The sequence below is a fragment of the Nocardioides agariphilus genome, from assembly GCF_015352445.1.
Taxonomy (GTDB): domain Bacteria; phylum Actinomycetota; class Actinomycetes; order Propionibacteriales; family Nocardioidaceae; genus Nocardioides; species Nocardioides agariphilus.
In genome coordinates this window covers 1-16,094 of record NZ_JADKPO010000051.1, presented here as the reverse complement: position 1 = coordinate 16,094, position 16,094 = coordinate 1, and the positions used below count along the sequence as shown (strand labels likewise).

The 16,094-nt window shown below is 67.6% G+C and carries 18 protein-coding genes; 11 read left to right on the top strand and 7 right to left on the bottom strand.

What is annotated here, in order from left to right; all coding sequences use genetic code 11:
• Nucleotides 1-142: 142 nt before the first annotated feature.
• A complete protein-coding gene (locus ISU10_RS21975; protein ID WP_370865787.1) occupies nt 143-580 on the top strand; it encodes an SRPBCC family protein in 438 nt (145 codons plus the stop codon).
• Between the two features lie 30 nt (nt 581-610).
• Here the strand turns inward: ISU10_RS21975 and ISU10_RS21970 are convergent, their stop codons facing one another.
• The 4 genes from ISU10_RS21970 to ISU10_RS21955 all read right to left on the bottom strand — a co-directional run bounded on the left by ISU10_RS21970 (nt 611) and on the right by ISU10_RS21955 (nt 4,173).
• Nucleotides 611-1,390 (bottom strand): methyltransferase domain-containing protein, encoded by a 780-nt coding sequence (locus tag ISU10_RS21970; RefSeq protein ID WP_194698591.1) that lies wholly within the window; start codon nt 1,388-1,390, stop codon nt 611-613.
• The gene (locus tag ISU10_RS21965) at nt 1,387-2,151 is read right to left on the bottom strand and encodes a hypothetical protein (protein ID WP_228501707.1); all 765 of its coding nucleotides are present in this window, start codon (nt 2,149-2,151) and stop codon (nt 1,387-1,389) included. Before ISU10_RS21965 ends, ISU10_RS21970 begins: the two co-directional genes overlap by 4 nt.
• Nucleotide 2,152: 1 nt before the next feature.
• Entirely contained in the window at nt 2,153-2,515 is a 363-nt protein-coding gene (locus ISU10_RS21960) for a DsrE family protein (RefSeq protein ID WP_228501705.1), read from the bottom strand.
• A 92-nt stretch (nt 2,516-2,607) separates the two neighbouring features.
• Nucleotides 2,608-4,173, bottom strand: a complete 1,566-nt coding sequence (locus ISU10_RS21955) for an HD domain-containing phosphohydrolase (protein WP_194698590.1) — start codon at nt 4,171-4,173, stop codon at nt 2,608-2,610.
• Nucleotides 4,174-4,332: 159 nt separating this feature from the next.
• On the opposite strand from ISU10_RS21955, the gene ISU10_RS21950 reads away from it, so the two are divergent.
• From ISU10_RS21950 to ISU10_RS21905, 10 genes are all read left to right on the top strand, one after another.
• The gene (locus tag ISU10_RS21950; protein ID WP_194698589.1) at nt 4,333-4,740 is read left to right on the top strand and encodes a hypothetical protein; all 408 of its coding nucleotides are present in this window, start codon (nt 4,333-4,335) and stop codon (nt 4,738-4,740) included.
• A complete protein-coding gene (locus ISU10_RS21945) occupies nt 4,737-6,233 on the top strand; it encodes a putative type IV secretion/conjugal transfer ATPase (protein ID WP_194698588.1) in 1,497 nt (498 codons plus the stop codon). Before ISU10_RS21950 ends, ISU10_RS21945 begins: the two co-directional genes overlap by 4 nt.
• Nucleotides 6,230-7,309: an ArdC-like ssDNA-binding domain-containing protein gene (locus ISU10_RS21940; RefSeq protein ID WP_194698587.1), complete on the top strand. Its 1,080-nt coding sequence runs from the start codon at nt 6,230-6,232 to the stop codon at nt 7,307-7,309. Before ISU10_RS21945 ends, ISU10_RS21940 begins: the two co-directional genes overlap by 4 nt.
• Nucleotides 7,306-7,770, top strand: coding sequence for a hypothetical protein (locus ISU10_RS21935; protein ID WP_194698586.1), 465 nt, complete (start codon nt 7,306-7,308; stop codon nt 7,768-7,770). The genes ISU10_RS21940 and ISU10_RS21935 overlap by 4 nt, the downstream gene beginning before the upstream one ends.
• Nucleotides 7,771-7,817: 47 nt before the next feature.
• On the top strand, nt 7,818-9,485 hold the full coding sequence (locus ISU10_RS21930; protein WP_228501703.1) for a TraM recognition domain-containing protein: 1,668 nt from the start codon (nt 7,818-7,820) through the stop codon (nt 9,483-9,485).
• A 143-nt stretch (nt 9,486-9,628) separates the two neighbouring features.
• Entirely contained in the window at nt 9,629-11,488 is a 1,860-nt protein-coding gene (locus ISU10_RS21925) for a restriction endonuclease (protein WP_194698584.1), read from the top strand.
• Nucleotides 11,489-11,630: 142 nt separating this feature from the next.
• Entirely contained in the window at nt 11,631-12,044 is a 414-nt protein-coding gene (locus ISU10_RS21920) for a single-stranded DNA-binding protein (protein WP_194698583.1), read from the top strand.
• Between the two features lie 13 nt (nt 12,045-12,057).
• Nucleotides 12,058-12,594 carry a hypothetical protein gene (locus ISU10_RS21915; protein ID WP_194698582.1) on the top strand — a complete coding sequence of 179 codons (537 nt, stop codon included), beginning with the start codon at nt 12,058-12,060 and terminating at the stop codon, nt 12,592-12,594.
• Between the two features lie 117 nt (nt 12,595-12,711).
• Nucleotides 12,712-13,011, top strand: a complete 300-nt coding sequence (locus tag ISU10_RS21910; protein ID WP_194698581.1) for a hypothetical protein — start codon at nt 12,712-12,714, stop codon at nt 13,009-13,011.
• A gap of 251 nt (nt 13,012-13,262) precedes the next feature.
• On the top strand, nt 13,263-14,321 hold the full coding sequence (locus ISU10_RS21905; RefSeq protein ID WP_194698580.1) for a hypothetical protein: 1,059 nt from the start codon (nt 13,263-13,265) through the stop codon (nt 14,319-14,321).
• Nucleotides 14,322-14,356: 35 nt separating this feature from the next.
• Here ISU10_RS21905 and ISU10_RS23375 read toward each other — a convergent pair whose 3' ends face one another.
• From ISU10_RS23375 to ISU10_RS21895, 3 genes are read right to left on the bottom strand one after another with little or no spacing between them, the layout of a single operon-like run.
• On the bottom strand, nt 14,357-14,863 hold the full coding sequence (locus tag ISU10_RS23375; RefSeq protein WP_370865786.1) for a tyrosine-type recombinase/integrase: 507 nt from the start codon (nt 14,861-14,863) through the stop codon (nt 14,357-14,359).
• 1 nt (nt 14,864) lies between these two features.
• Nucleotides 14,865-15,551, bottom strand: coding sequence for a tyrosine-type recombinase/integrase (locus tag ISU10_RS23370; protein ID WP_370865785.1), 687 nt, complete (start codon nt 15,549-15,551; stop codon nt 14,865-14,867).
• A gap of 6 nt (nt 15,552-15,557) precedes the next feature.
• Nucleotides 15,558-15,839 carry a helix-turn-helix domain-containing protein gene (locus ISU10_RS21895; protein ID WP_370865784.1) on the bottom strand — a complete coding sequence of 94 codons (282 nt, stop codon included), beginning with the start codon at nt 15,837-15,839 and terminating at the stop codon, nt 15,558-15,560.
• Nucleotides 15,840-16,094 lie beyond the last annotated feature (255 nt).

Genomic DNA, 16,094 nt, shown 5'->3' with positions numbered 1-16,094 from the left:
CCGCTCCGCCCGGGCACCCCCGCCCGGAAACCATCGACCGGGTCCGCAAAGACCGCCTCGACAACTCCGGCACCGTCACCCTGCGCGTGGCCGGCCGCCAAGACCAATGACGCAGGCAGCCACAGTCCAGCGCAGCATCGTCGTGAACGGCACCCCCGAGCAGGCGTTCGAGGTGTTCACGCAGCGGTTCGACGCCATCAAGCCCCGCGAGCACAACATGCTCGGCTGCCCGATTGTCGAGACCGTCCTCGAGACCCACGTAGGCGGACGGATCGTCGACCGAGGCGAGGACGGGACCGAGTGCGCCTGGGCGCGCATCCTCGCCTACGACCCACCGAACCGCCTCGTCTTCAGCTGGGACATCGGGCCGACCTGGCAGCTGGAGGAGGACACGAACAACACCAGCGAGGTCGAGGTCAAGTTCGTCCCCGACGGCCCGGACCGGACCCGCGTGGAGCTCGAGCACCGGCACCTGGACCGCCACGGAGCAGGGTGGGAGTCGCTGCGCGACGGCGTCGCGGACGAGCAGGGCTGGCCGCTCTACCTCGAGCGCTACGCAACTTTGGTGCCTGCCGCGTAGACGCGGTGCTGCGGAGGCGGCACCGAGGGCTCAGGTCCTGCGGGCCAGGACGCTGATGCTCGAGACGCCGTACGTCGTGGTCGCACCGAGCGCGCGCTCGGAGACGAACCGGTAGTCGTTGTCCCGGACCGCCTCCACCTCGAAGCCGGCCTCTTCCAGCATGGCCAGGTAGTGGTCACGCTGTGCCGCGCCCCCGATGCACGCCGCCCAGAGGGACGCATCGCAGGTGACGCCCTCGGGAAGCGGCTTCGCAGTGACGATGTCGGCGAGCGCGAGCCGTCCTCCGGGTCGCAGGGCGGCGGCAGCCGCTGCGAAGACCGCCGGCTTGTCCGCGGACAGGTTGATCACGCCGTTGGAGATCACCACGTCGATCGACGCAGGTACAACCGGTGGTCGCTCGATGTAGCCCTCGAGGAACGAGGCGTGGGTGAGGCCGGACTCTTCGGCGAGCCGGGTCGCTTTGGCGAGCTGGGCCGCGGTCATGTCGACCCCGATCACGGCGCCGTCGGATCCGGTGGCGACCGCGGCGAGGAAGGAGTCCGTCCCGGAACCACTGCCGAGGTCGAGCACGGCCTCGCTCGATCGGATGTCCGCGAGATCCAGGAAATAGCCGACACCGGCGAAGGAGTCCACCGCGGCGGCGGGGACCAGGTCCAGGTCATGTGCGGGGTAGCCGAGGTGCTCGGCCAGCAGTCGGCCGGTCTCGAAGTGGAAGTCATGGTCCGGGGCCAGCGCCACCTCCTCGTACATCGCCTTGACGCGACTCTCGAGTTCGTCCGTGTCGACCCCGCGATCGATGCGTGCAGTCATGACGTGATCTCCCTCCTTGCAGCTGTCTGTGGGTCGGTGTCGTGCCGGAGGCGTGCGTACTCCTCGGGATCGCGGATCCGCCAGACCGCCTGACCGACGGCGAGCACGCCGCGCGCCGGCAGCGGTACGCCACCGATCGTCGGGTTGTCGGCCAGCCGGGTGGGTCGCCCGAGCTCCGTGCCGTCAAGCCTCGCCTCGGACTGGTCGACCAGATACATGCGTTGCGGCATGAGCAGGCCGTCGTGGCCGCTCGGCATCGTCCCGGAGAGCTCCAGACGTCCCATGCCGAGCGCGCGGGCAAGCCGCTCGCGGGCCCGGACCAGGAGACGCGGCCGCCAGGTCGCCAGTGGCAGGGCCGCACTCAGTGGGTTCAACACGCCGAGGATCGGCGAACGCGCCACGGACACCGCCCACTCCAGCGCCGGTTCCTCGACGGTCACGCGGAGGCTGCCGGGTGCTGTCCAGGCCAGCTGGATCCGCGCCTGCGCGACCCGGTCGCAGGCCGCTCCGTAGTAGCGGGGGCAGGCGATGTCCAGGCGCGGTGCGTCCGCGTAGATCGACCACGCGCCGCCTGGGTCGCGGTGCCACACCGTGCGGTACGGCGCGAACGGGTTCTGCGGGAAGACCCGCAGCGCGAGCACATGGCCCGAGTCGAACGGCAGGCCAAAGACGCCCCAGCCGCGGACGTACTCATGGCCGGGCCATGGTGCTTCGCCTCTCTCCTCGACGATCGCCTGGGTGCGGGCGGCGATGCTGGGCATGTCAGTAGCTGAAGGTCGTGGCGGGCTCGTCGCCGATCCAGTTCCACATCGGAACGGTGCCGTTGATCTCGGCCCCCGCGATCAACGTGTCGGGGTCCAACTGACGGGCACTGACGCAGATCGGGCACACGAAGTAGCGCCCGCCGGCGGCGTCGTACCTCTTGACGAGGTCCTCGATCGAGGGGCACCCGTCGCAGGCAACACCCACGGCAACGCCCGGGACTGCCAGCCGAACGGCCTCCTTGGTCAGGAACATCAGGGTCTCGCGGCCGGTCTCGGCGGCCCCGACGGCGACGAGGAAGGCCACCATGACCTTCTCCGGGTCCTCCATGCCTGTGGTGAGGCTGACAACTGCCTTGCTCATGATGGTGCTCCCTTGCTCACGACGGGACTCGGTGTCACGACGCTAGGAGCGACGGGACATCGTGTCGTCGGGCGAACACCCGACAAACTTGCTCAGGTCTCGAGCGGGTCGAGCAGCCCGTTGCGGAGCGCGAACAGCGTCGCGGCAGACCGAGAGGACGCGCCGGTCTTGGCGTAGATCCGCTCGACGTGGGTCGCCGCGGTCTTGCGGGACACCCCCAGGCGGGTGGCGACCTCGCCGGTCGCAGCGCCCCGGGCGATCAGGACCAGCACCTCCACCTCACGCTGCGTCAAGCCGGCGGGGCCCGCCACCCGACGACGACCGCCCGCCCCCGCAGCCGTGAGGACGGCATCGACAGCATCCGCGTCCAGCCGACCTGCGCGGACCTCGCCGCGGACCTCGGTGGCAGCATCCTTGAGCGACTTCGGCGACCGACCGGCCCGGGGCTCGATCAGGGTGCGCAGCGCGCAGGCCGCGGCCAGGACCCGACCTGTCATCGGGATCCCTGCGCCGCTCGCGCCGCGGTGGAAGCCGCTGCCGTCCATCCGCTCATTGGCGTACGACGCGACGGCGCCGATCCTGGCCATCGGCGCCGGACGCGCAAGCACGCGCTCGGTGTAATACGAACCGAGGCGAACTCGCTCCCACTCCGTCGCGGACAGGTCACCGGCCTTGTCCAGGATCGTCGACGGCACGCCGTGCAGGCCGATGTCGTGCACGTATCCCGCTCGTCGCGTGGCAGCCACGTCGGCCGCAGGAAGTCCGAGCTGCCGGGCCGCTGAGCCGGCGAGTTCCGCGACGCCGCTGGAGTGACCCGCGCGGTTCGGCGAGCGCAGGTCGGTGAAGTCGGCGAGCGCGGCGAGAGCCTCGTCGAGCTCAGAGCCGGAGAGGCACCTGTGCAGGCCCGGCGCGTCCACGAGCAGCGTCCGCACGTCATAGCCGTCCACCAGCTCCGGCAGAACCTCAGGCGCGATGTCGCAGAACGCGTCGGCGAGAGCCGGATCGAACTGCTTGCCGCGCCGCTCCCCTGCGACGCGGAGCGCGGCGTCGACGCCACCCTTGCGGTGATGCACCTCGGTGATGTCCCCGACATGGAACAGCCGAACCCATGGCGACAGATCCTCGCCGCCGATGTCGTCGGGCACGCCGTGCCCGTCCCACCGCGCGAAGAACTGCTTCACCGCCGTACAGACGGCCTCGTCGAGACCGAGGCGCTCCGCGAGGATGGAGGTGATCAGGCAATGTGCCTGGATGCCCTGCATCAGGCGACGCCCGCCGGTGGCCACGATCGTGGCCGTGAGCTTCACCCGCTGTGCTGGCGAGCCTCCCGCGCCGGCGTGGCCGAGAAAGAAGCGGTACCCCGAGAGGCCGCCGAGGTCGGCCTCGTAGCTGTCGGCCCGGAACGCGATGTCGTCGCCGAACGAGGCAGCCACCTCAGGAGCGTCCGCCACGCATCCGATCCAGGACAACATCGCTACGTAGAACAGCGACGGCTGCTGGTCCTCCGGCAGCCCGACGTGTGCTCCGAGCCGAGAAGCGATCCTCCAAGAGCGCAACAGGTGCTCCATCGGCTGGCCGAGCCCGAGGTCCGTGGCCAGCGAGTACGCCGCCAACAGCTCAGCCAGGGTGACGCCCGAGTCGTGGGTTTCGCGGTCCACGAGGCTCAGCGTACGGCGAGCGAAATCGCGCGAAGCAGTCCTTCGACAAGGAGACACCCACGAACGCTCAGAACTTCAGCAATGGCCCGACACCGGGCGACACGGCGGACCACGTCGCGCACCTCATGGATGAAGCCCATCGACCGAGGAGGCATACCGATGCCGACCTTCCATGACGCGGTCGCCGACGCTGACGAACTCCGCAAGGCTGTCCGAGGCCTCGCCCACGCGACGCGCTCGATCGAGGATCCGACCTCGATCTATGCCGTGCTCGGGGCCATCAGCTCCGCGCTCGCGTCACTGAGCCAGTCCCTGCATCAGCTCGGCCAGTTCCACGATGGACCGACTCGCAAGCAGGCGTGGATGAACGGTGATGCCAACGCGGGGCGCGCGGCGTCCTACAGGGAGTCCTGGGAGCTTCACCGCGCCGCCGAGATGATCCACCAGGTCGCCGAATGCGTAGACCGGGCGCACGAGATCGAGGCGACGATCGCCTACGACATCAGCGACTATCCGTCGCTCACGCCAGTCCAGCGCTCATCGCGTCAACCAGGGATGTCGCTGTGACCGGGTGGCAGGAAGGGCGGCTCCACTCAGCCGTCCTCGTCTCCCCCGGTCCGGAGCGTCGGCACGATCGCAAGCTACGCAAGGCGGCCGCACGAGAGCTCCTGTCCGCCGACCGCGAATCCCGGCGTGCCGAGGCGAAGCGCAAGGGCGAGGAGCTCTCCGCTGAGAAGCGGGCAACCGTCACACTCCCCCGTGCCGGCGAAACGGGCCCGGCCGCCCTCCGCACGCCCGGACGATTCCGAGTCCCACGCCATCAGGACACGTCAGCAACCCTGGCGGGCGCCTACCCGTTCCTGGCCGAAGGCGGTCTGGGAACTGAGGGGGTCTTCGTCGGCCAGGACCTGTACTCGGGCAGCTCGTTCGTCTACGACCCCTGGATCCTCTACGCGCGTGGGCTCATCACCGCGCCGAACCTCGTCCTCGCCGGCATCGTCGGCTCCGGCAAGTCCTGCCTCGCCAAGAGTCTGTACACGCGATCCATCCCCTTCGGCCGCCGGGTGTACGTGCCCGGCGACCCCAAGGGCGAGCACACGGCGGTTGCGGAAGCCGTGGGGGGCCGAGCCATCGCGCTCGGCCACGGGATGCCCAACCGGCTCAACCCCCTCGACGAGGGCCACCGCCCTTCTGGCCTCGACGACACACAATGGGCCAGCCAGCTCGCCTCCCGGCGCCGCGACCTCGTCGGCGCGCTCGCCGAGACCGTGCTCGACCGGCGCCTCAGCCCTCTGGAGCACACCGCAGTCGACATCGCGATCGACCGCGCGGTCCGGACCACCGACGTACCCGTGCTGCCGATGGTCGTCGACGGGCTGCTCGCACCTGAGCGCACCGATGACCCGGACGGACGCCTCACCGAGGACGGACGACTTGTTGGGCACGCGCTCCGTCGGCTCGTCGCAGGTGACCTCGCAGGGCTCTTCGACGGGCCGTCGACGGTGACGTTCGACCCGTCCCTCCCGATGATCTCGCTCGACCTATCTCGCGTCACCGAGAACGCGACCCTCATCTCGGTCCTGATGACCTGCGCGTCGGCATGGATGGAGTCAGCGCTCCTGGATCCCTCCGGCGGCCAGCGCTGGGTCGTGTACGACGAGGCCTGGCGCCTCATGTCGCACCCCGCACTGCTGCGACGGATGGACGCCCACTGGCGGCTCGCTCGCCACTACGGCATCGCGAACATGCTGATCTTCCACAAGCTCACCGACCTTGACAACGTCGGTGACCAGGGGTCAGCGATGCGAGCGCTCGCCTCATCCCTGCTGGCGAACGCCGAAACACGGATCGTCTACCGCCAGGAGTCCGACCAGCTCGGCGCCACCGCGACCGCTCTCGGGCTCAGCGGGACCGAGCAGTCCCTCATCCCGACGCTCGGAACCGGTCAGGGCTTGTGGCGGATCAAGCACCGGTCGTTCGTCGTGCAGCACCAGATGCATCCCGCCGAGTTCGAGCTCTTCGACACGACCGGCCGGATGATCGGAGGGCAATCGTCATGACCACTCAGGCTCGCCCCCGAGCAACCCGCGAGGAGAAGCTCGAAGCGCTCCAACAGCAGTTGTCAGAGTCCGTTGCCGCGCTGGTCACAGGCGAGGACTGGAAGCGAGCGCTCACCTTCGCCGCACGATTCCGCTCCCGAAGCTTCAACAACACGATGCTGATCTACGTCCAGCACTACTCCGCGTTCGACGAAGGGCGCGTGCCAGAGCCGACGCCGACGTACGTAGCCGGCTTTCAGCAGTGGCTCTCCCTCGGTCGCCACGTAGAGAAGGGCCAGCACGGATACGGGATCCTCGCACCTGTCACGGCGAGATTCGCTTCGGCGAATCCGTCGGACGAGGCGTCATGGCGTCGTCTCTCGCGCGGTGAGAAGCCAGGGTTCGGGGAGATCGTGAAGTCGAGGCTCATCGGCCTCAAGCCCACCCACGTCTGGGATGTCTCCCAGACGGCGGGCGAACCCGTACCGGAGATGCCTCGCCCGAACCTGCTTCGCGGCCAGGCGCCCGCCGGTCTCTGGGACGGTCTCGCCGATCAGATCACGGCTCTCGGCTTTGAGCTCCGACTGGTCTCGTCCGCTGCGACGATCGGTGGCGCCAATGGGCTGACCGACTTCCTCGCCCGCGAGGTCTCGGTCCGCATGGACATGGACGACGCCGCCCAGGTGAAGACCCTCGCCCACGAGCTCGGACACGTCCTGCTGCACGCCCCTCGGGCGAACGTGATCTCCACGGACCTCGCCGCTGACGCGACCCTGCACCGCGGAATCGCTGAGGTCGAAGCGGAGTCGATCGCACTGATGGTCGGCGCTGCGCACGGGCTCGACACCTCGTCCTACACCGTCCCGTACGTCTCGACCTGGGCGGCGAGCGTTGCCGGTAAGACACCAGTCGAGGTCGTCCAGTCGACGGCCGAGCGGGTGAGGACCTCCGCGCTCGGGATCCTCGACAAGCTCGACACCCCCAAGGTCGGCGACGGCAATCCGCCTGGCCTCGATCGAGACGCACTCAGCCACCGAGCTGGGGTGGCGCCCGCCATCATCGGCACGCGCCGCGACGGATCGGTCCTCGGGCTATGAGGGTCCCAGTCGTCCTCAAAACCGTCCGCTTCGACATCGACACCGATGGCCGACTCGAGGTCAGCGTCCACGGCCAGCCGCATTCTGAAGATCGAAGGTTGTCTCGTAACGACCTCCGGTCGGTCCTCGACGAGATCACCACGAGCCTCGGCGCTGCGGTCCGTGTCGAAGTCCACGAGGCTGACGGCACGACGTACTCGGACATCGAGACTCCCCCCGTGGAAGCGGCTCCGAATGCCATAGAGCCCGAGCCGGAGACGGCAACGCCGGCACTGGCTGGCGCCGGCTTCCGCCCAGGCGAGCAGGTCGCTCTCGCCTACGTCGTAACTCGCCAGGAAGCCGACGCTGACGGCAATGCATCCATCAACCTTCCACCGGCGCTGTTGTCCGCAACACGACACGGGCTGGTTCTCCTGGGTCTGACCTCGCTGACAGTCGCGCCAGTCGAGGCGCAGCTATGAACCCGAGTGCTCGCGGTGCGAACCACGAGCTCGTCAACCTTGCTCTGATGGCTCTGATCGCGGTCTTCGGCTTTGGGCTGATTCTCGGAGGCGCCGGAGAGGTAGCCGCGTTGCTCGCCAGTGAGCCGGGTCCCCGCGGAGGTGCGGCCAGCGGGCTTCGGGTCCTCACTGACCCACAGCACCCCGGTACGGCGCTCGGCACACCCGACCTGTCGACCTCGGTGTACTGGCTCGTTGTCACAGCCGTGCTCACGCTGGTCGGTAGCGCTGCGTGGCTTACCTGGACCGTCATCGCGCGACTACGTCATGGGACCAAGAACGATCCTCACAAGATCGCGGGCGTCGCCACCCGCCGCGACATCGACCTTGTCGCGTCGAAGCGAGCGCTCGTACGCCGAGGAGAGACGCTTCGCCCCTCGATCAGCCGTCCGCGGCCGGAGGATGTCGGCTACCGGCTCGGTCGCAGCTGCGGCCGAGAGATCTGGGCCTCGGTCGAGGACTCGATCCTGGTCATCGGACCGCCCCGGTCCGGCAAAGGGCTGCACCTCGTCATCAACGCGATCCTCGACGCGCCCGGTGCCGTCGTCACGACGTCCACCCGCCCGGACAACATCGTCGCCACCATTGCGGTGCGCAAGGAACGCGGACCGGTGGCGGTCTTCGACCCGCAGCACCTCACCGCGGGACTCCCGATCGTCGACGGGACCGGAGTCCGCTGGTCCCCAATCCGCGGCTGCGATCAGCCACTCACGGCGATGATCCGAGCAGCCGGTCTCGCATCGACAACCGGACTCTCCGCCGGCGGCGTCGAGTCGGGTGGCTTCTGGGAGGGCAAGGCGCGATCGGCACTCCAGTCGCTGCTGCACGCGGCTGCGATCGAGCGGCTCCCTACCCGCGCCCTGTTCGAATGGTCGCTGTCGCCCTCAGCGGCGACCAATGCGGTCGGCATCCTCGCCAGTCGACCCCAGTCCGCGCCAGGTTGGGCGGATGCTCTCGACGGGATGATCAATGCCGACCCGCGTACCCGGGACTCGATCTGGATGGCGGTGAGTCAAGCTCTCGCGTGCCTGGCCGATCCGGCTGTGCTCGAAGCCGTCAGTCCCGACCCGGACGACGAGTTCGATCCGCGCGACTTCCTCGAACAGAACGGCACGCTCTACTTGCTGGCGACCGGCGCCGGCGCCGGCGCTTCGTGGCCCCTAGTGGCAGCCTTCATGGAGGACCTCACCGAAGTCGCTCGGCACCTCGCGGCCGGCTCCACCGGTGCCCGGCTTGATCCTCCGCTCCTTCTGGCGCTCGACGAGATCGGCAACCTCGCCCCGCTCCCCTCCCTTCCAGTTCTGATGGCCGAGGGCGGCGGCACCGGCATCACGACGATGCCCGTCCTCCAGTCGCTCTCACAGGCGCGCAACAAATGGGGTGACCACGCGGCCAGCACAATCTGGGACGCGTCTATCGTCAAGGTCATCCTCGGTGGAACGTCGGCCACCAAGGACCTCCAGGAGCTCTCTGTGCTTATCGGCGAGCGGGAGGAACGTTCAGACACCGTCAGCATCAGCGATTACGGCGCACGCTCACTTCAACGTTCCACCCGTCGCGTTGCGGTGATGCCGCCGGAGCGGATCCGCACGCTTCGGTTCGGCACGGGACTTGTACTACTCAGGAGCGCGCCCCCCATCGTGGCCGAGCTTCGACGATGGACGAGTCGACGGTAGCGGTCAACGACGGCTCGACCGTGCCCCACGTGGAGCGCCCAACGAGGCATGGCCATGCCGGCATTCTGCGCAGCACGACCGCGATGGTCCCGACTCGCATACGGTGGCTCCGCCCATAGTGAGCCGCAGAGCAGGAGGAGCCGATGTCGGGACGTGTCGACTGGGGATCCCGAGACGGCAACGAGGTCGAAGCCGTCATCGCGAACCTGTTGTACAACGAGGATGGCCGCGCCGTCCGCGTCCGGCCAGGTCAAGGCGACTTCGGCATCGACGTCATCGTCCCTGCGACCGAAAACTCCGAGCCGTGGGACGTCTACCAGGTCAAGAAGTACGCCGCCAACCTCAATAACACCCAGAGGAAGAAGATCATCGAGTCGTTTTCGCGGCTCCTGATCGGGCTCGTCCGTCAGGGCCTGCCGATCAACGACTGGTACCTGGTCACCCCCCTCGACCCAACGGTCATCCGGGATCTCCGTGGCTGGTTCAACGACCTGCCCGAATCGGCCATCTCGCACGCGAAGGCGCTCGATGAAGACCCCCTCACCGACGACGAGGAAGCCCGCGCCCGCGCTTGGCTCGACACGCCAGGCCGCAAGATCGAGTGGAAGGGCCTCCCATTCTGTGACAGCCTCGCCGCCAAGCACTGGTACGTCGTCGACTACTACCTCCACGGCGGACGCGATCGGATCCGGGACGCGACCGACTCCCTAGCAGGCCTCCTCGCCGGAGACCTGAGTGCTCGCGAACGATCACATGCCGAGCCCGGCGAGGGATCGGCAGCACTTCTCGAGCCTCGCGAGGTCGTCGAGCACCTCGCCCTGCTCGACTCGGTGCTCGACACTGACCCTCACTTCACGTATGGCCACGGGATCAGCCCAACCCTGCCCACCATGGAGTACGAGCCCGGGCTCGTCGCAGCGACCGTCCAGCAACTGCCGAACGAGAGGTGGCTGTTCTTTAAGATCTACCAACGCTCCGCACAATCCCTCGAGGAGCGGCCGATCCCCATCCACCTCGAGTTCACCTTCGCTGAAGGAACTTCGGAGCACGACGCGTACGAGCAGTGGATGAGGTACGGCAAGCCCTTCGAAGCACCGGCCAAGTTCTCTCTCGATCTCCCGGGCGGCCTGGGTGCCGAAGGCAAGGAAGGCAGAGTCTCTGTCCCGGCCCCCCATGAGCGCGGCGCGTACCAACTGCGGATGCGAGTCGTCGACCCAGAAGGAACTGCGCTCGCAGAGCTTGAGTTCGCGATGCGCTCAACGGTCGCGGAAGGCGGCACCGGGGCGTGGGCGACTGGCACCGACCCGTCAGGGGTCCTAGAGAACGAAGGCTTCTATGACACAACACCCGGCGCCGTGCAGCGCGTCAACTTCACTCTCGCTCCGCTCGGCGGCCAGGTGGCAGCTGCCGTCCAGCCAGCCGTCCGCTTCGCACGACACCTAGAGGCACCGAACAGGATCCAGCTTGCAGGACCATTCGGCATGTTCAACGACATGATCGAACTCGACGGCCCACAGGGGATGGTGCCTCCGTCGATCGAACGCTTCGTCGCGTCTCTCGCCACGATCCAGACTCGGACGACTCAGGTCATCCGGATCCCCGACATCACGGAGATCACCAACGGCGAAGTCCTTGACATTCATCGTGTGGCAAGGCTCATCGACGGCGACATCAACGTCGGCAAATGGCGCCGCGAGGCGATCGAAGGCGTAGCACCAGGCGCAATGGCAGTCGGCGAACACATCCAGATCCAGCTCGACATTCCACTCCGAGTCAGGATTGATGGAGCGGTCCACGAGGTGGGCACCGTCGAACAGACGATCTTGTCGGCGACCGTTGTCGAGATCGATGGCTCGACGGTCTACGTCGAACCGAATCTAAACAACACCGTCCATGAACGCCTCGTCGATGGCCCCGCCTCTGGATGGGCTCCGGCCGGAAAGACCGCTGTGCGTGCTCGGCAGTACCCGGCCACCGGCGAGGAGCCCCCGACAACTGGCTAGTGGCTTCATCGTCACCGCGCTGACCTCGATGATGCGCGGCCCGCGCTGCCCGCTGAGGGATGCGCCGTCGGCTGTCTGGCGAGATGAGCGCACCTATCTCCTGAGCGCGGCGCACCGGGCGCCGCCGGTATCAGGAGGCCAAGTGTCCATTCCCACCCAGATGAGCCTCGTCGGCTTCATCGCCTCCGCACCCGAATTGCACTTCACCAAGGCCGGCGCCGAGTGCTGCCGACTGCGCGTCGGCATTAAGCAGTGGCGCAAGGAGGCCGACGGGAGCTTCACGAAGCTCGACCCCACCTTCCACGACATGGTCGCCTTCGAGAGCACCGCCCGCGAGACCTACGCCCGCTTCCGCAAGGGCGACTCATTCGTGGCCAGTGGCTACGTCCACGAGTACGAGGTGGACGGACGCGAAGGCAGCGTCATCAAGGAGGAGTTCGTCGCTCGCAAGATCGGCCACAATGTCAACAAGACCGACTACGTCGTCCAGCGCGGTCGGCACGCTGCTGACCGGTCCCTGACGTCTGTGCCCCAGCCGCCCGCCGTCGGCCTCTGATCGGCTCGAGACGATGAGTCGCTATCCGGACGAGCCCGACGACGCTGACGGCTACCGCAGCGTGACCGATCTCCTTGAGCGACCGCCGGTTCCGATCAATTGGAACCTGCTGGACGCGGAGCAGGCCGAAATCGAGTGGCACGACCTTGACCAGTGGGTCAAGTGGCTCAAGAGCACGTTCGGGCTCCCACCGAACATCGTGCCGCCGTACTGGCACCGCCACGACGAGCTCGTCTGGGAACTCTCGGCCCTGCACTGCCACTGGCTCAGCTGCTACCACGAGTCAGCATCGCCCTCGGCACCCATCAACTGGATGCGGGAGTTCGCCGAAGCTCGCGGCCGACTGCGGGACTGGGTTTCGATCTGCGGCACACGACTCGACCGCGACCGCCCGACCAGGCAGACCACCTGGCCCGGCGAGCTCCCCGCTGACGCCGGCGGTGAGCTCGAGATCCGAGACCGCAACAAGGACTTCGCCGACTTCGTCCGCGAAGACGTTCTGCGCCGTCGCCGCATCGAGGCAATCGCGAATCAGCAACTCATTGGGTGAGCCAGATCCGTCCCATGGCGAAGTCGCGCCCCACGTTCGTCCACAGAATTCGCGCCTCAAGACACCTGAGTGCGATCACCGGCGCACGGTCGATTCCCGACCCCTGAAGGAGGGAACATGCTTCTCCCCCACGCAGAGACCCTCGCCCAAGCCAGATCGTATGTCGCCGCCCTCGCTGACCACGCTCTGACCATCGAGTCGTCGTCCGCCTACGAGCGGGTGCTGTTGGAACTCGACCGCGTCCACGGCGACGACTGCCCGGCTCTCGACACCGAGGACCTGACGGACGACCGCGACATCCTGCTCGCCGTCGCGAGCAAGGCCGTCGAGGAGCTCGAGGACTTCGGCGTCGACCCCCTGGCGGTCGAGCTCATCCTGGCCATGCTCGTCGACGCGCACGATCTGGACATCGGCTGATGCACGGCGAGAACGGTGCGCGTATGCGTACGGAGTTGGCTGCGCTGTTGCGCCAGCACCGGGTAATGCACCGACTCGCCGCAGACTCGTCCACTGAACGGGCTGAGGTCGGGCAGCAGGTCCTTCGCTTCCGGCGCACGCTCGTCGGCTGGTGCGCGCAAGCGATTCGAGTGGCACAGCCGCTTACGTTCCCGAACATCCCGCAGAAGCCGGCGGACCCCTTTCGCGCCACCACCGAGCATGGCGCTGCTGTGAGTGAGCTGGCCCGGGCCCTGGAACTCGCGCGCGATCAGGCAACGACACCGGCAGCATCCACCACCGAGATCCCGACGCCGAGCTCGAACGACGTCGTCGAACACTGGCGTTTGGCGGCGCGGGCCGCGGCACTCGCCGAGCACGACACGGCGCCCGACCTGGCCGTTCACCTCACGGCAGCCCAAGCCCGAACCATCGCAGGCGACGTCGCGGCGATCAGCCAAGCACTGGTCGTGCTCGATCGCCGCTACCGGAACACCCCCGACTGGGAGTCGCTCGCCGGGTGCGATCGACTCGGGTGGGCGGCACTTGCTACGGCGCTCGACGTGAGCCTGGGGCAGCCCGACTACAGCGTCGACCAGACCGGCTGGCGCCCGAGGACTAAGCCGATCCGCGGACCGGCCAAGCCGGGAATCCTCGGAGTGCTCCAGGCCGAGCACAACCTCGTGGTCCGACTGAAGTCGTTCCCCAACGCCATGAACCTGCGTCTGATTGTCGACTCTCAGCGCCTGCTCACCTCACAACTCATTCCGTACGCAGAGCGGGTCGATCCCGAGTTGGCCGAGCAGTGGCGAGCCCGCACCGCGACCTACTCGCGAGTCCAGCGGGAGCTCCGCAACGTCGGCGGGGCACTCGGCAACGGCGCCGGCGCCACAGCAGAGGCCGCGAACGCGGTCAGCCGGATGAAGGCGTTGCCATCCGACACCGTCATCGAGCCGCGGATGCTCGGTGGCTTCCAGTCACTCTTCCGCCGCATCGACGGCCGCATCAGCGATGTCCTCGAAGCCGGGGTCGAGCGCGGGGCATTCGTCCAGCGTGTAGCCGTCCCGCGGCTGGTGAGCGGCGAGGGACGGTTGGTCCACCCGGTTCGAGAGCGCTTCGTGCCCGTCGCCCGAGCTGCCGACCTCGAGGTCATCAGAACCGCGCGCGAGCACCTGCGGCCTCGAGACGAGCCTCGCGTGGCGTCGCCGGGCGCGAGCCGGGTCGATCTCCACGCAGCGCTGGTGCACCGCCCGCCCGACAAGCTGGCGCAGGGCGATACACCCCATCTCTGACCGAGTGCGCGTGCTCCAAAGCCGGCGCCGATGCCCTACGAGGCACCGTCCGCGTGCTTCGGCGCAAGCGTCTCCAGGATCTGCGCCGTGACCGGATCGACGGCCTCGTCCGGCTGGATGTAGTGCTCCTTGGTGATCTTCGAAGAGGAATGGCCCAGTAGCTCTGCGGCCAGATCGGCGCCGCCAACCCGGTCGATGACGGTTGCGACCGTGCGGCGGAAGGAATGTGGTGTTACGCCTTCGATCCCTGCGTCACCGAGAACCGCACGCAGTCGTCGTCGGACGTTGTTGGTGGTCAACGGCGTGCCGTTCCTGCTGAAGAAGATCAGGTGATCCGTCTCCTCGTGCGCCACCTGGACCAATCGGCTGCGCAGGACGGCCGCCGTGAAGGACGGAACCGAAACTCTCCGTGTCGACTTCGCGGTCTTCGGATGGGCCTGTCGGTGCGTTGGCTTTCCCGCAGGGGACACGATCGTGCCGGCGATCCGCACCGTCGCGGGTGAGCTCGTGACGTCGACGTCGCACTTGCGGATTGCCAGCACCTCACCCGATCCGGGCCGATGTGCCCAGCATGACCTCGATGATCTGCTCGAGCTGCCCGTCGGGCGGTGGTCCCGAGTGACCCGGGCTTCTCCTCCAGCTGCGGACCGCGACGCGGATCGCCTCGACCTGGCCAGCGGAAAGCGCCATCGCCTGCGACGGAGGCTTGCGGAGGCGGGCCGTGTCACGCACCGGGTTCTTCTCAATCGCGTCGTATCGAACCGCCAGGCCGAACGCGAGACTGAGAACGGTCCGCGCCTGCTTGGCCATGCTGTAGCTCTTGTTCGCAGCCAGAGCCTTGAGGAATCTGTCGACCTTGCTCACCGTGATTTCGCGCAGCGAGTACCCCTCGAACACCGGCAGCACCAGTTGTCGCATGTTCCGCTCGTAGAGCGCTCGCGTGCTCGGCGCTAGCCTGCCTTCAAGGTCCAGATCGGCCAGCCACACCTCAACCAGCGTGCTGAAGGAACTGTTGGCCGTCAGCTCACCGATGGCGCGGTAGGACGACCGCTCGGCCAGGACCTTCTTCAGGTTGCGCTCTGCCTCGCGCTTGGTCAGGCCGGTCGCCGAGACGCGCCGCACCCTGCCGTCGTCGTCCCGATATCGAGTGCGCGCACGGACCTGGTTACCGCTCGCCTTGACGTAGGAGATGTCACCGAACGTCCCGATCGGCGTCCTCGGCCTAGCCACGAGCCATCACACCCCTTCGGGCGCACGACCGGGTTCGGATTCGCGTTGGCTGGCCAGCCAGGCATGCACGTCGCTCACGAAGTAGCGCAACTGTCGACCGACGTGAACGGCGCACGGTCCCTTGCCGGCGAGGCGCCAGTCGTACAGCGTCCTGACCGGCACATGGAGGTACTCCGAAAGCTCTTCGATGCTCATGAGCGGTTCGAGGCCGTTCAGCGTGGGTGCGGTCGTCTCCATGCCGGTCAGGTGCACAGATGAATCCGCAGTCGTCCGCAACAGCTGCGGCACCTCCGTAGCGACTGGGTCGTGAGGGCGCCCCGACGGTTTCTGGACCGGGTTCTTGGACTGTCTTCGGTACGAGGATCAAATCTCTAAATGCTTTCAGGCCCGGAATCCGCAGATTCCGGGCCTGAACTTTGTAGCGGGGGCAGTGTGCTGGTTCAGGACATCCCGGACGGCATGTCTCAAGACATAGGCGACACTCCGTCAGCCTCCGGCCATGTCGAAGGCACGCCTGGTCATCACCGCCATCACCATCGAGAA